Genomic DNA, 14,639 nt, shown 5'->3' with positions numbered 1-14,639 from the left:
GCCTGATGCGCTGGACCGCCGGCCAGTCGCGGATCAGCCGCCATAGATGTCGAAGTCGAAATACTTCTTCGAGAAGGCCTCGTAGGTGCCGTTTTCGCGGATCGCCTGGATCGCCGCGTTGATCTTTTCCTTGAGCTCCGCCTCGCCCTTGCGCAACCCGACGCCGACACCCGGCCCGAGAACGTCGACATCCGGGGCGACGTCGCCCTTGTAGTCGCAGCACGCCTTGCCCTGGTCACTCTGCAGGAACGCGTCGAGCGCGATCGCGTCAGCCTGCACGGCATCGAGACGTCCGGCGGCGAGGTCCTGGTTGGCCTCGTCCTGGGTCTGATACTCCTTTATCTCCACGCCGGCCGGCGCGAAATGCTTGGTCGCATAGGCCTGGTGCACGGTCGAGACCTGCACGCCGAGAGTTTTGCCAGCAAGGCCTTCCGGCGTCGGCTTGATGTCCTCGCCCTTCGTGCCGATGACGCCGGTGGGTGTGTTGTAGTACTTGTCGGAGAAATCGATGGTCTTCAGTCGTTCCTCGGTGATCGACATCGAGCCGATGATCATGTCGATCTTCTTCGCGGTGAGCGCCGGGATGATGCCATCCCAGGCTACCGGCGTGACCACGCAATCGAGCTTGGCCTCGGCGCAGACCGCCTTCATGAACTCGATCTCCCAGCCTTCCCAATTGCCGTTGGCGTCAGGCGAGGTGAAGGGAGGGTAGGGTTCGGCGGCAATGCCGACCTTGACCGTTTCTGCAGATGAGGCGGCGGCGCCGGTGACTGCCAGGGCGGCGGTGAGCGCCAGGAGCTTCAATGTCTTCTTCATGCTGTTCCCCTTGTGGTTGTTTAGCATTCAGGAATTCAATGAATAGAGCTGATGAATTTCTTGAGTCTTTCGGATTTCGGCGCGCCGAAGATGTCCTCGGGAGGCCCTTGTTCCTCGATGATGCCGTTGTGCAGGAAGACGATGTGGTTGGCGACACTGCGGGCGAACTTCATCTCATGGGTGACGAGGATCATCGTTCGCTTTTCGCGCGCAAGATCGCCGATCACAGAGAGCACCTCGCCGACAAGTTCCGGATCGAGCGCTGAAGTCGGCTCGTCGAAGAGCATGACGAGCGGCTGGATCGCCAGCGCCCGGGCGATCGCGGCCCGCTGCTGCTGGCCGCCGGAAAGGAAGGCGGGATAGGCATCTTTCTTTTCGTAGAGCCCGACCCGCCTGAGCAGAGCTTCTGCCGTCTCCATCGCCTCTGCCTTCGAACTGCCGAGCACATGCACCGGCGCCTCGATGACGTTTTCGATGATCGTCATGTGCTGCCACAGATTGAAGCTCTGGAAAACCATGCCGAGGCGCGTGCGAATGCGCTGCACCTGCTTGCGATCCGCAGGCACAAGTCCGCCGTGGCCGTCGGGCTTCATTCGGATCTCTTCGCCATGCACGCTGACCGTTCCAGCGGAAGGCAGTTCCAGCATGTTGATGCAGCGCAGCAGCGTCGATTTACCCGAGCCGCTGCCGCCGATGATCGCGATGACGTCCCCTCTCTTGGCGGAAAGCGATACGCCCTTCAGAACTTCCAGCGGCCCGAAACGCTTGTGGAGGTCCGAAACCGCGACTGCTTCGGCCGTATCCGTCATCGGCACACGGTTCCCGTGGTTTGCAAAGTGCTCGATGGCATGAAAACTGTCCCCTGATCGCGCTGTCGGGCAGCATCTTCGGTTCGTCATGCTGTTTCTTGAGAAGCATGGTTGCACTTGTGCTGCTATTATTCAAGTGTATAATAACTTCGCGCCGAAATTTCCGGCGGTCCTCGCTTCCACCAACCTCCCGCAGGAGCAGCGCATGAGCCGAAACGGATGGCATGTAACGACGCGGCCGGTAGGTGGCGGGCCTGGCTTATCGGCCCGAAAATCGTACCCGCTTTTCGGGAAGTTCAACGCGCAAATTCAAAGAGTTGCAGCGGCGTTTGCGCGTCTGAAAAGACGCGCGGCGCTTTAGGAGGACAAGTGTGAGCCGCCGCAGCTTCTATCGCGCGCCTGAGGGTGAGCGCCGGCAGGATCTGATCGAGGCGACGCTCGATTGCATCTCGGAACTCGGCCTGAAGGGTGCGACCGTCCGACAGATCGCGGTGCGTGCCGGTGTCACCGCTGGGCTCGTCCGACATTATTTCGAATCGAAGGATCAGATGATTGCGGAGGCTTATCGAAGCGTTATCGCATCGCTGACGGATAAGGCCAAGAATGTCGAGGGCGACCCGGCGACCAGGCTCAAGGACTTCATCGCCATCAACTTGACTGAGCCGGTGGCCGACAGTCGCAGCGTCTCCTTGTGGGCAGCCTTCATCAGTCAGGTGCGCGTCGATCCGGCGCTCGCCGAGATTCACCGCGAAGGTTATCTTGCCTTCCGCAATGCGCTTCAGGACCTGTTGGGCGATTTCCTCGCAGCCAAAGGCAGGCCTGCGAGTACGGAGGTCTGTCGCCGCCACGCCATAGCGATCAACGGCCTGGTGGACGGGCTTTGGATCGAAGGCTGCCTTGCCGGTGACCTCTTCCGCGAGGGAGAGCTGATCAGCATCGCCATGGCCGCGGTCGAGGCTCTGCTTGATCTGCCTGTAGAAGAATAACCGACGGGAGAAACTCAATGCGTTATGCGTCGATCACGTCGCGGCTGGCCGATCTCGGCTCCGGCAAGTGGTCGCTGCACATTCGTGCGCGGCAATTGAAGGCAAGCGGCGCGAACGTCATCGAACTGACGATCGGCGAGCCGGACCTGCCGCCGGATCGCGCACTTCTCGATGAATGCCAGCGAGCGATGGACACGGGGCGCTACCGCTATTCGAACGGTCGCGGGGAGCCGGCTGTCCTGGCGGCGCTGGCGGAGAAGTACCGCCGTCGCCGGGCCGATGTGACGAAGGAGAACGTCCTCTGTTTTCCCGGTACCCAGACCGCGCTTTTCGCCGTGATGCTGGGACTCGCCGAGGCCGGCGACGGCGTAGTCGTTGGCGATCCGCTCTATGCCACCTATGAAGGCGTCATTCGCGCGACCGGCGCCCATCCCGTCTTTGTGCCGTTGAGGCCGTCCTCCGGCTTCCGCATGCGGGCCGAAGACCTGGAGAGCGTCGTCACCCCCGAGTGCCGCGTACTGCTCCTGAACACGCCGCACAACCCGACCGGTGCGGTCTTGACGGCAGCGGAAATAGCGGCGATCGGCAAGGTGGCACGCCGCCACGATCTTTGGATCGTCTGCGACGAGGTTTATGAGGAGCTGGTCTTCGGCGGGACGTTCGCCTCGCCCTTCGACAATCCCGACCTCGCCGAGCGCACCGTCGTCGTCTCGTCGATTTCGAAGTCCCATGCAGCGCCGGGGTTCCGCAGCGGCTGGGCGGTTGGACCGGCCGAGTTCACCCGCCGCCTCCTGCCGGTTTCCGAGACCATGCTCTTCGGCCAGCAGCCCTTCATCGCCGATATGACTGCCTATGCGCTGACGCATGACATCGATACCGCGCGCCAGATGCGGGAAGCGTATAGCCGTCGCGCGGGACTTATAGTCGACAGTCTTGCCTGTGCCGCGGGCGTCAAGGTGCTGCGGCCGGAAGCGGGCATGTTCGCGCTGATCGACGTCTCCGATACGGGTCTTTCGGGTGAGGCATTTGCCTGGACGCTGTTGGAAGAGGAGGGTGTGGCGGCGATGCCCGGATCATCATTCGGTCGGCAGGCGGAGGGCTTCCTCCGCGTGAGCCTCACTGTTCCGGATCAGGATATCGACGAGGCTTGCCGCCGTATCGCCGCCACGGCCGAGCGCTGCCTGCGGCGGAAGGAGCGTTGCGCATGATTGCTGCCATGAAAACCGTCGGCGAAGCTCTCATCGATCTGCTCGAGGCAAACGGAGTCGAGGTCGTCTTCGGCATTCCCGGCGTCCACACGGTGGAACTCTACCGCGGCCTCGCGGGTTCGAAGATCTGTCACGTGACCCCGCGCCACGAGCAGGGCGCCGGTTTCATGGCGGATGGATATGCGCGCGTCAGCGGCAAGCCGGGCGTGGCGCTGGTGATCACCGGGCCGGGGCTAACCAACACGATTACGGCGATGGCCCAGGCCCGGCAGGATTCGATCCCGATGCTGGTGATCTCCGGGGTCAACCGCCGGGATTCGCTCGGCCACGGACGCGGTCTTTTGCATGAACTGCCAGACCAGCAGGGAATGATGAAGACCCTGGCGCTTTATTCGCACACGCTCCTCAATCCGGCCGACCTGCCGCTGGTTGTCGACCGCGCCTTTGCCGTGCTGCTCTCGGGTCGGCCCGGTCCGGTGCACATCGAAATTCCGACCGACGTGATGGCCGAGAGGATTGAGAGCGGCGTCATTCGGCCCGCCGCGGCGACGCGCCCGCGCGCAGACGGCGAAACCCTGCAGAGGGCGGCGATCCTCTGCGCCGAAGCCTCGCGCCCGGCCATCCTCTGCGGCGGCGGCGCCTTGGCGGCGGAGGCGGAGGTGCGGGCACTCGCCGAACGGATCGGCGCGCCTGTGGTAACGACCGTGAACGCCCGCGGCATACTCGGCGGACATCCGCTGCGCGTGCCAGCGAGCCCGAGCCTCAAGGCCGTCCGCGCCCTGCTGCGCGACGCCGATCTCGTGCTGGCGCTCGGTACGGAGATGGGCCAGACAGACTACGATCTCTATGCCGATGGCGGCTTTCCCGAACTCGGCAACCTGATCCGCACTGACATCGACGCGACGCAACTCGCGAGGGGGCCACGGGCGGTACTTTCGATCCTTTCGGGCGCGAGGACGGCGGCAGCGGGAATACTCGGCTTTCTGCCCGACCACCTCGCCAAGGACGGCGCGCCACGGGCGGATTCGGCGCGAAAGGCGGCCTTGAAGGAATTGGCGCCGAAGATGCGGGCCGAGGTGGACGTCATCGACATGATCTACGGGGCGCTGCCAGATTGCATCATCGTCGGCGACTCGACGCAGGTTGTGTATGCTGGCAATCTTTATTGCGACGCGCCCCGGCAGCGCGCCTGGTTCAATTCGGCGACCGGCTATGGCGCGCTCGGTTATGCGCCCCCGGCGGCTGTCGGCGCGGCCGTTGCCGATGGCGCGAGGCCTGTCGTCTGTCTCGTCGGTGACGGCGGCTTTCAGTTCTCGCTCGCGGAGATCGGCTCGGCCGTCGATGCCAATGCGCGGGTGATCTTCCTCGTCTGGAACAATGATGGTTATCAGGAAATCGAATCCTACATGCGCGAATCCGGCATCACGCCGGAAGGGGTCAAGCCATCGGCCCCGGATTTCCTGCTGACGGCCAAAGCCTACGGTGTTCCGGCAGAGCGTCTGGCCGATATCCGCAATCTGCCGCAGGCGCTCGCCGATGCCGCCGCGCGGGCGGGGCCGTCGCTGGTCGAGATCCATCAAACGAAGACCGCCGGCGCCGCCGGCTAGCGCATCGGCGCGAAAACCGGAACCGATTTTCGGAAAGCTCGACGCGCAGATCCAAACCACCCCGGATTTGACTTTTTCGCGTCGGAATGGTGATAAGGGCGCCGACGCTCGAATCCGGCCACGTTCTTCCGATAGGCTTGGGTTCCCGGGCGCCGATAGAAAGGAACCGCGTCCCCATGTACCTCTTGGGTGGTGGCAGCAAGAGCATGCATGCCGGCCGGCTTCTGGCTGTGCTGTGGCTGTTTTGCGCCTCCTTCGCCATGCAGGCAATCGCGGTCGGGCAAAGCGTCTCGAGCCGGTTTGGCGCCGGCGCGCAGACCGGCGATGTCGCCGCACCCGATTCCGGCTCGTCCAATCGCCCGGCGGCCCGTCAGCTCGCCAGAGCCGTCGCCTTGCCGGATGTTCGCACCATGGCCGCCCAGGCGGAAGGGAAATCGACCGTCGGCGGCGATCCTGGTGCGGCTCTTCCGCCTGAGTTTTCTGTTGTTCCAGCTGCTCTCGGTGGTCGGCCGGCGCCTGTAGCGCGGACGGAAGTTCTTGTCCGAGCACCGCGCCAGAGCGAGCACATCCGGGCCCCACCCAGGGCTTAGAAGATCATGGGCGCTCGGGCGGACGGTTTTCGGATCTGCTCGAAATGACAAAAACTCACGCCCGGATGCTGCCGCACAGGCGCGTTCAGGCATTTATGGAAATTCCACATGCGTACATCAAGATGGGCGATTCTCGCCTATGTCGCGATCGTTATCTTCGGATGCCTCGCGGCGCTGCCGAGCGTGCTGCCGCCAGGGTTGCGGCAGCAATTCACTTCCGTTCTGCCGTTCGAGCCCGTCACACTCGGCCTTGACCTCAAGGGCGGCTCGCATCTCGTTCTCGAAGTCGACGCCGCCGGTCTGCAGAAGGCCCGCGTCAACACGCTTCTCGACGACACCCGCCGGCTGTTGCGCGGCGAGCGCGTCTCCGCCTCTTCGGCGCGTATCAGCGGCAACACGGTAACGGTGAGCATCCCCGATGCTGCCGACCGGGAAAAGGTGCTCCCGAAACTGCAGGAACTGGCGACGCCGGTAAGTGTTATCGGCTTCGGCGCCTCGGCTCCCGAAGTCGAGGTGACGACGTCCGGTGACGTCATCACGCTCTCGCTCACCGAGGCGGGGCTCGCCGATCGCATGACCAAAGCGGTCGAGCAGAGCCTGGAGATCATCCGCAACCGCGTCGACCAGGTCGGCGTCGCCGAGCCGCTGATCCAGCGCATCGGCTCCAACCGCATCCTCGTTCAGCTGCCGGGCCTTCAGGATCCGACGCGCCTTCGTGAGCTTCTCGGCTCCACCGCGCAGATGAGCTTCCATATGCTGGACCAGAGCGTGGACGTGACAGAGTCGCCGCCGCGCGGGGTCGAGATCCTTCCCGGCGCAAATGACGGCAACAGATATCCGATCGAAAGCCGTGTCGCGATTTCGGGCGAGCGGCTCGCCGATGCCAAAGTCGGCTTTGACCAGCAGACGAACCAGCCGGTGGTGGACTTCAGCTTCGATTCGCTCGGTGCGCGCCAGTTCGCCGAGATTACCCGGGAAAATGTCGGCCGGCCATTTGCGGTCGTTCTCGACGGCAAGGTCCTGACGGCGCCGGTCATCAACGAGCCGATCCTCGGCGGCCGTGGCCAGATCAGCGGCAACTTCACGGTCGAGGAGGCAACGGTCCTTTCGGCGCTGCTGCGCTCCGGTGCCCTGCCGGCGCCGCTGACGATCATCGAAGAGCGCTCCGTCGGACCGAACCTCGGCAGCGATTCGATCCGTATGGGTCTCTATACCGGTCTGGTAGGCTTCGGCCTCGTCATCAGCCTCATGGTCGTGCTCTACGGCGCCTGGGGCATGATCGCCAATGTCGGCCTGTTGCTGCACACGATCATGACCATCGGCGTCCTCGCCCTGATCGGCTCGACGCTGACCCTTCCCGGCATCGCGGGTATCATCCTCGGCATCGGCATGGCGGTCGACGCCAACATCCTGATCAACGCGCGCATTCGAGAAGAAACGGAAGCCGGTGCCGGTGCGATGAAGGCGTTGGACGTCGGCTTCAACAAGGCCTACGCGACGATCCTCGATTCGAACGTCACCACGCTCGTGGGCACGGTGCTCCTGTTCTGGCTCGGCAGCGGGCCGGTGAGAGGCTTCGCCGTGACCATGATGCTCGGCATCATCATCTCGATGTTTACCTCGGTGACCGTCGTGCGCCTGCTGATGCGCGAGGTCGTCGTTCGCCGCAAGATGAAGAAGCTGGAGATACCGTCGCTCTTCGGCCGTGTGCCGCATCTGCCGACAATCTCCTTCATGAAGCGGCGGTACCAGGCGATCGGCTTTTCAGCCTTTCTGTCGATCAGCTCCGTCGTCCTGTTCTTCACGCCGGGTCTCAACTACGGCATCGACTTCATCGGTGGTATTCAGGTCGAAGCAGTTTCGAAGGAAAAGATCGATCTGCCGACGTTGCGCCATGGTCTCGAAGAGCTCAATCTCGGCGAGGTGGCGCTGCAGGACTTCGGCGGCGGCCAGTCGGTGCTGATCCGCGTCCAGCGCCAGCCGGGCGGCGAAAAGGAGCAGACGGCGGCGCTGAACCGGATAAAGGAGGCCGTGACAACCGCAGTGCCGGGCGCAACGCTCGAGCGGACCGAGGTCGTCGGCCCCACGATCAGCACGGAACTCGCACGTTCGGGCTCGCTCGCCGTCGGCCTCGCCATGCTGGCGATCCTGCTCTACATCTGGTTCCGCTTCGAGTGGCACTTCGCCGTCGGTGCGATCGCCGTGCTCCTGCTCGACATCACCAAGACCATCGGCTTCTTCGCGCTCACCGGCGTGGACTTCAACCTGACGGCGATCGCCGCGTTGCTGACGATGATCGGCTACTCGGTGAACGACAAGGTGGTCGTCTACGACCGCATGCGCGAGAACCTGCGCAAGTACAAGTCGATGCCTTTCTCCGAACTCATCGACATGAGCATCAACCAGGTGATCGCGCGATGCATCTTCACCTCGGTGGCAACGGCCCTGTCGCTGGTGCCGATGGCAATCTGGGGCGGCGAGGTCGTGCGCAGCTTCGCCTGGCCGATGATCTTCGGCGTCATCGTCGCAACCACCTCGTCGATCTATATTGGCGGGCCGATCCTTTTGTTCCTGAGCCGCTGGTGGAAGGATCGGGAGGCGAGCCGCTCCGGAGTGCAACCGGCTGGAACGCCTTAGTGCCTGGTCCGGGTGGGGGAAGCGCAGAAGCGCTTCGATCGAAAATTCGAGGGGCGGCCTGCGGGCTGCCCCTTTTTCGTCGGAAAGTGCTGTCTTCTTAGATCTGTCCCTTGCAGGTCGATTCGTTGCTACCTAGATAGCGAGAAGGTCCTGTGGAGACGGCAAATGGAATTCTGCAGGAGATGGGAAGCCGGGAGAACTTTTCTCGTTCTTGTTTTCTGCAATTGACTGATTGGTCGATTATTCTAATTTGCAGATCTGGGCGGTGAGTCCGCCCGTATCGTTCAACAACCGCCGCGGCGCTGCCGCCGCGCCAAGCCAAAGGAGCGTGACATGTCAAGAATGATCTCGACCGCCGCTTTCTGCGGCTCTCGTTCCCTTTGTCGTGCAACGGTGAAAGGTCTCATTGGCACGCTCTGCCGAATGTGACCGTTCGACCCACCGAAATCACCTCTGCCGAAAATTTGAAGATCCGCGCGTGAAGCGTGGGGGAGCGTTATTGCATGAACAGGCAAGTTATCGAACATGACGGTGTACCCGTCGGCGTTGTTGTTCCCGATCAGGGGCAGGTCAAGTTCCTGGCCGTGAAGTATCACGTCTGGGATCTCGATGCTCAGCGGTTCCGCTCGGCCGATGAGGCGCGGGCGGCCATTCGGCATCTGCTGAACGGCCACGGTGCCCGGCCCGGGAACGCCGGCGTGGCGTCGTCGTGACTTCCTCGGTCTGCAGCTTCTCGTCTGAAATCACCGTCCCGAATTTGCGTAAGTACAGCTGCCACGCGTCCGTACGCGATGTGCGGCGGCGCGCCTTTGATTGGAGCTACGGTTATCCCTCCGCCCGCGCCGGGGTCTGTGGAAAAGCACGCTCGCTAATCTGAACTGTTCGAAAATAGCCCCGGCGCAGCGAATTTCAGCGCCAGGAAGGCTTGGTTCGTCAAGAAAAAGGGCTTATTGCCTCCGAATACTTTTCTCGCCGCACCGCCGTAAGCCGGCCCCAGCGGCCATCATTGCTCCATGCCCGGGGATCAGAAATGGGTTTAAGACATGTGAAGGCGGATGGGCATTCGCGCGGTGCCGTGCTTAACTCGATCGGTAGGACGATTACGACAGCGGCGAATGGCATCAAGGCCCTGGCGGATCATCTGGAGACTGATGAAGACTTCGCGCGTAGCCTGGTCGATGCCGTCGAACTCATCGGCGATGGGCGCGGCCGTGTCGTCGTTTCCGGCGTGGGCAAGAGTGGTCATATCGGCCGCAAGATTGCAGCGACCATGGCCTCTACCGGCACTTCCGCCTATTTCGTCCATCCGACGGAAGCAAGCCATGGTGATCTCGGCATGATCACCTCTGACGACGTCGTGATCCTGCTTTCCTGGTCGGGTGAGACGGCGGAGCTGGCCAACATGCTCACCTATGCCAAGCGCTTCAAGGTGCCGATTGTCTCGATCTCGTCCAACCGAGACAGCATCCTCGCGCGCAACTCGGACGTTGCTTTGGTGCTGCCGAAAGTGCCGGAGGCCTGTCCGCATGGGCTGGCGCCAACGACCTCGGCCATGCTGCAGCTTGCGGTCGGCGACGCGCTGGCGATCGCGCTCCTGGAACGGCGCGGTTTTTCCGCGGAAGACTTCAAGACCTTCCACCCAGGCGGCAAGCTGGGAGCGCAATTGCGCCTGGTTCAGGAACTGGCGCATGTAGCGGAGCAGGTGCCGCTGCTCGCCGTCGGCCGGCCGATGAGTGAGGCGGTTATCGAGATGTCGTCAAAGGGCTTCGGCGTTGTCGGCATCATTGATGAACGCGGCGCCTTGATCGGCGTCATCACCGACGGCGACCTGCGTCGTCACATGGCCGGCGACCTGTTGAGCCAGCGGGTCGAAGAGGTGATGTCGCATAGCCCGCGCGTGGTTCACGGCGACGTTCTCGCCAGCGCCGCCATGGAGTTCATGCAAGAGCACAAGGTCACCGTGCTCTTCCTCATCGACGAGGCGGGGCTTCCCACCGGAATCCTGCACATTCACGATCTCCTGCGCGCCGGAGTCGCCTGAGGTAGGTCAGGCTCTTTTCTCCGGCTTCTGCCGCGGCGGTGGATCGACGAAGGCCCCCGGCTGGTTGACGATATTCTTGTGCAGCCGCTCGGCGATTGCCTCGGCGCCGGCGTCGGTGCCGGCCTTGGAATAGAAATTGCCGCGGACCTGGATGGACGCCGCCAACAGGCGGAAGATGGCCGCGCTGAGGGCGGGATCCGGCGGCTGCGGCGCCGCCCAAAAGGCGTCGAGTGGCTGTTGGTCCGTTAGCCCCTGGATATCGAAAACCGCCCTGCCGAGGACCTTGACGGGCTTGCCCTGCCGGAGCGCGTGCAGCCCGGCTGTCGAATTGACCGTCACCATGCCGGCGCTCCTCTCCGTCAGGACATCCAGATTGCCGCCGTCGATATAGGCGACGCGATCTTCGATCCCGAGCATTGCCGCTTTCGTGGCAGCGATCCTGCGCCAGGCAATGAGGCCGTTATCGAGAGGATGGACCTTGATCACCAGCTTTGCAGTGCTCGGGGCGCATTGGGCAAAGGAGATGAGGATTTCCTCGATCGCCTCCTTCTGGCTGTTGAAGGGTGAGTGCGCGCGCAACTGATAGTCGGTCTCAAGCTGCAGGGGATAGATAAAATAGCGGCTGTTCGCCGAAACCATCGAGCGGCTGATCGCCTCAGCCGCTCGGTTCTGCCGCCTGGCTCCGGCAAGCCGCTTCAACCAGCCGGCATATTCGGCGATCGGATGAAAGATCGCGTGCCGGCGATAGCCGGGGAAGAGAAACCAGAGGAAAACATTCGGAAGATTGTAAAGGAGGTCACAGGCTGCCTCGGCGACGAAGGTCTGCGAGTAGCGCCGCCGCCAGTCGGGTTCGGGCAGTGCGGCAGCCGCTTCAAGAACTTGGCCGGGGTCGACCGGGAAATGCGAATTGGACGACATGCCGCCGCGCTCGAGCGTCAGCCAGTCCGGCCGGAGATATCCCATCTCCACGACGAAAACAGCAACCCCATGGTTCCGCGCCGCGTTGATGGCGGTTCTGTGATAGGGTCGCTCCTCTCCGAGCAGGACGAGATCGCTGATGCCATGGCGGCGGATGAATTCGTTCACAAAGTCGGACCACCTGGAGAACGAGCCCCGATAATTGTATGCGCCGCCGCGCCGCCAGAAAATCTGATCGCCGGTGTTGAGATTGATGCGCAAGCAACGATGGCCATGAGCTTCGAGCCGGGCGGCGATCTTGGCAAAGATCGGCGACGAAGGGCCCTGCAGGAACAGGAATGTCCGCCGATGGGTGTTGCTCGTCGTCGCCTCCGCTTTCATTGCTGCTATTTCCGCTGCTACTGCAGCGCCTCCTTCTGCAGGTTGGCGTGTCCAAACAGGGCGCGCAGAAGGTTCCACGGATGCTCGTCCTGGGCCGGCGTCGGGCGGTGGTTGGACGCACGGGCATTTGCGAGCGGCACGATGAAATAGTCCGTGCGCGGATCGGGGAACGGGTCGGCGAAAGATTTCAACAGAGGCGCGTGGTCGCCGTAAAAGACGAGCCAGACCGGGCGCTCGAGCTTGCCGAGGCCGTCGACCAGCTTCTTCAGGGCGGCATCCGACTGCTCGAGGATCGCCAGATAGATTTCGACGGGATTGGTGAGGCCTTCGATCCGGCCGGGTTCCCAAGGCCCATGATTGGCCATCGAGGCGACGAAGAAGAAGCCGCTCTCGTCCTCAGGCAGCTTCTCGGCTTCCTCGAGCACGCGAGCGGTCAGAACCCCATCGGAGACGTAGAGACCGTCTGTTGCCGTGTCATGGTCGAAGGCATCGAGCATGGTGAGCTTGTCGAAGCCGAGCACCGGCATTGCCTTGTGGCGCAAGAAGAATGTCCGGTCGTAGGGGTGGACGAAATGTGTGTGCCAGCCGGCCCGCTTCAATTTCCCCGGCCATACGACATCGGCATAGTGTGCTGCACGCAGATAGGGGTAACTCGCATCGACGTGGATGTCGTCAGGTACAAGGCCGCTCAAGACGGCGAACTCGGTGCGCAGCGTGTAGCCGCCCTCGAAAACATTGCTCAACCGGCCCCACTGCACCGCCTGCTTGCGCAACCGGTCGATCGTTGGCAGCTTGATCGAGTCGACACCGAAATGGCGCATGTCGATGAAGGATTCCGATTGCCAGACGACGATCAGCGGCGCCTCTTCGTGGCCGATCAGATCATGCACCGCGGCTAGCAGGCGCTCTGAGAGTTCGGCAACGATCTTCTCGCGCTTGACGCCGAGCCAGATGATAAAATGAAAAACCACCGAGCCGAAGGTGCCGAAGCGCACCGTGCTCATCTTGACATTGACCTTGCCGACGAGCCGCTGGACAAGGGCGGCGGTCGGGCGGTTCACCGGACCATAGAACAGCAGGATCCAAGGGGCATTGGCGGCTAGGATCATCACCACGATCCAGAACGCCTCGTCGCTCGTCGGCAGCACGCTCGGCTCAAAATACATGTAGAGACCGGAGACGCCGAAAACGTAGAGAAAGGCCACGATCCAGAACGCGATGTTGAGCGATGTCGCGTAGAAGATCGACTTGTATTTGAAGACATCTGCGACGAGGGCGATGTCGGAAAAGACCAAGGGCTCACGAATGAACTTGAACTTCGCGCGGGAAATGCCGGTGAAGATGATGAAGAAGCTCATGGTGCCCGCCGCCGCATAGAGCGGGCGCCAGGAAATCGCGAAAAAACCGGCAAAGACGAGCGCGATTACCGGGAGCCGGGCGACGACGTCCACCAGATTCTGGTCGCGGCCAAAGGGGGAGGCATTCTTCCTGCGCTCGCGCTTCGGCAGGGCGAAGCGGTCGGTGAAGAAGATCACTGCGCAGGAAAGAAGATAGCAGCCAAGGGTCAGCGCTGTCGGGTAATCATGCAAATGAAAGGGAAGAACCGCCAAACCGATACCTTCAAGCCGTTTTTAACCGCGCCGCAGTCTTTGGAGCGGGATGCGCTCACATGCTTTCACGCCGCCGCCCCATCTGCTTGTTCGCCGCATTGTGCGATGTCGGGTGATTCCACCTGACTGCAAAACGCTCCAAGCAGCACGCGTCCCGAGGCTTAGAGCCGTTCCTGTCTAAATGCTAACGTCGGCAGCGACAAGCCGCACATCACTGCGGATGGTCATCGTCCACGGCTGCGTGCGATCGCCCGGTCGAACCACCAATCGAGGAGCGGTCGAACCGCCGGACCGATGCGACCAAGCAAGAAAAGCTCAAGTCCGAAATGGATCTCGAACCGTCTCCGCTCGATCCCCGCAACGATCTTTCTCGCCACGGCGTCGGCGCTCCAGGGCTTGACGGCTCCCATGACGATGCTCGCCTCCGGCGGACGTTGGTCGAGTTCCCGCTCGAACTGCGGCGTCTCGGTATCGGGCGGAAAGCTCACCGACACATGAACGTCGTGGCAGCGTGCTTCGCTTCGCAATGCCTGCGCGAAGCCGTGAAGCGCGAATTTGGAAGCGCAATAGGCCGAATATCCATAAATGCCGATGAGGCCCGCGCCGGAGGAAATTATCGCGATTCGCCCGCTTCGCCGCCGCACCATGTCCGGATAGACGGCGCGTATGGCATGTACGGTCCCGCAAAAATTGGTTTCCACCTGTCGGTTGAAGGAGAGCCCAGGCATGGCGTCGAACGGAGCCGGTTCGACAACGCCCGCCGACGTTACGAGGATGTCGCACGGGCCGAAGGTCTCGATGCAGCGGGAGATCGCGGCGCCGACCTCCGTCTCATTCGTCACGTCCGCCGCCTCGATGCGAATGTCGCCAGCGCTGGCACCGTATTCCGAAACAAGTTTGTGCGCCGCCAATTCAAGAAGATCGCGCGAGCGGGCGATCAGCGACAGCCGTGCGCCACGGGCGCCATAGATGGAGGCGATCGCCATTCCTATGCCGCTGGAGCCGCCGGTGATGATCACGTGAGTCATGCTGGACA

The 14,639-nt window shown here is 62.6% G+C and carries 11 protein-coding genes and 1 pseudogene; 7 read left to right on the top strand and 5 right to left on the bottom strand.

The window, feature by feature from the left end; genetic code table 11:
• Positions 1-33: 33 nt before the first annotated feature.
• Positions 34-816: a transporter substrate-binding domain-containing protein gene (locus J2Z31_RS10840; RefSeq protein WP_209601893.1), complete on the bottom strand. Its 783-nt coding sequence runs from the start codon at positions 814-816 to the stop codon at positions 34-36.
• Positions 817-851: 35 nt separating this feature from the next.
• On the bottom strand, positions 852-1,625 hold the full coding sequence (locus J2Z31_RS10835; RefSeq protein ID WP_209601892.1) for an ABC transporter ATP-binding protein: 774 nt from the start codon (positions 1,623-1,625) through the stop codon (positions 852-854).
• A 371-nt stretch (positions 1,626-1,996) separates the two neighbouring features.
• On the opposite strand from J2Z31_RS10835, the gene J2Z31_RS10830 reads away from it, so the two are divergent.
• From J2Z31_RS10830 to J2Z31_RS10800, 7 genes are all read left to right on the top strand, one after another.
• A complete protein-coding gene (locus tag J2Z31_RS10830; protein WP_209601891.1) occupies positions 1,997-2,611 on the top strand; it encodes a TetR family transcriptional regulator C-terminal domain-containing protein in 615 nt (204 codons plus the stop codon).
• A gap of 17 nt (positions 2,612-2,628) precedes the next feature.
• Positions 2,629-3,819, top strand: coding sequence for a pyridoxal phosphate-dependent aminotransferase (locus tag J2Z31_RS10825; protein ID WP_209601890.1), 1,191 nt, complete (start codon positions 2,629-2,631; stop codon positions 3,817-3,819).
• On the top strand, positions 3,816-5,426 hold the full coding sequence (locus tag J2Z31_RS10820) for a 5-guanidino-2-oxopentanoate decarboxylase (protein ID WP_209601889.1): 1,611 nt from the start codon (positions 3,816-3,818) through the stop codon (positions 5,424-5,426). Before J2Z31_RS10825 ends, J2Z31_RS10820 begins: the two co-directional genes overlap by 4 nt.
• A 176-nt stretch (positions 5,427-5,602) precedes the next feature.
• Positions 5,603-6,016 (top strand): hypothetical protein, encoded by a 414-nt coding sequence (locus tag J2Z31_RS10815; protein WP_209601888.1) that lies wholly within the window; start codon positions 5,603-5,605, stop codon positions 6,014-6,016.
• Between the two features lie 108 nt (positions 6,017-6,124).
• Positions 6,125-8,653: a protein translocase subunit SecD gene (secD, locus tag J2Z31_RS10810; RefSeq protein ID WP_209601887.1), complete on the top strand. Its 2,529-nt coding sequence runs from the start codon at positions 6,125-6,127 to the stop codon at positions 8,651-8,653.
• 503 nt (positions 8,654-9,156) lie between these two features.
• On the top strand, positions 9,157-9,366 hold the full coding sequence (locus J2Z31_RS10805; protein WP_209601886.1) for a hypothetical protein: 210 nt from the start codon (positions 9,157-9,159) through the stop codon (positions 9,364-9,366).
• Between the two features lie 317 nt (positions 9,367-9,683).
• Positions 9,684-10,694, top strand: a complete 1,011-nt coding sequence (locus J2Z31_RS10800; RefSeq protein ID WP_209601885.1) for a KpsF/GutQ family sugar-phosphate isomerase — start codon at positions 9,684-9,686, stop codon at positions 10,692-10,694.
• Here J2Z31_RS10800 and J2Z31_RS10795 read toward each other — a convergent pair.
• The 3 genes and pseudogenes from J2Z31_RS10795 to J2Z31_RS10785 form a co-directional block, all read right to left on the bottom strand.
• A pseudogene (locus tag J2Z31_RS10795) lies at positions 10,664-11,993 on the bottom strand (capsule biosynthesis protein). The gene J2Z31_RS10800 and the pseudogene J2Z31_RS10795 overlap by 31 nt on opposite strands.
• 17 nt (positions 11,994-12,010) lie before the next feature.
• Entirely contained in the window at positions 12,011-13,603 is a 1,593-nt protein-coding gene (locus tag J2Z31_RS10790) for an LTA synthase family protein (RefSeq protein WP_209601883.1), read from the bottom strand.
• Positions 13,604-13,827: 224 nt separating this feature from the next.
• Positions 13,828-14,631, bottom strand: a complete 804-nt coding sequence (locus J2Z31_RS10785) for an SDR family oxidoreductase (protein WP_209601882.1) — start codon at positions 14,629-14,631, stop codon at positions 13,828-13,830.
• Positions 14,632-14,639 lie beyond the last annotated feature (8 nt).

The sequence above is a fragment of the Sinorhizobium kostiense genome, assembly GCF_017874595.1.
GTDB classification, from domain to species: domain Bacteria; phylum Pseudomonadota; class Alphaproteobacteria; order Rhizobiales; family Rhizobiaceae; genus Sinorhizobium; species Sinorhizobium kostiense.
This window is presented reverse-complemented; position numbering and strand designations above follow the sequence as displayed.

Coding starts and splice junctions, on each gene's coding strand:
- J2Z31_RS10840 (WP_209601893.1), bottom strand. CDS start 816: ATGAAGAAGACATTGAAGCTCCTGGCGCTCACCGCCGCCCTGGCAGTC.
- J2Z31_RS10835 (WP_209601892.1), bottom strand. CDS start 1,625: ATGACGGATACGGCCGAAGCAGTCGCGGTTTCGGACCTCCACAAGCGT.
- J2Z31_RS10825 (WP_209601890.1), top strand. CDS start 2,629: ATGCGTTATGCGTCGATCACGTCGCGGCTGGCCGATCTCGGCTCCGGC.
- J2Z31_RS10820 (WP_209601889.1), top strand. CDS start 3,816: ATGATTGCTGCCATGAAAACCGTCGGCGAAGCTCTCATCGATCTGCTC.
- J2Z31_RS10815 (WP_209601888.1), top strand. CDS start 5,603: ATGTACCTCTTGGGTGGTGGCAGCAAGAGCATGCATGCCGGCCGGCTT.
- secD (WP_209601887.1), top strand. CDS start 6,125: ATGCGTACATCAAGATGGGCGATTCTCGCCTATGTCGCGATCGTTATC.
- J2Z31_RS10805 (WP_209601886.1), top strand. CDS start 9,157: ATGAACAGGCAAGTTATCGAACATGACGGTGTACCCGTCGGCGTTGTT.
- J2Z31_RS10800 (WP_209601885.1), top strand. CDS start 9,684: ATGGGTTTAAGACATGTGAAGGCGGATGGGCATTCGCGCGGTGCCGTG.
- J2Z31_RS10785 (WP_209601882.1), bottom strand. CDS start 14,631: ATGACTCACGTGATCATCACCGGCGGCTCCAGCGGCATAGGAATGGCG.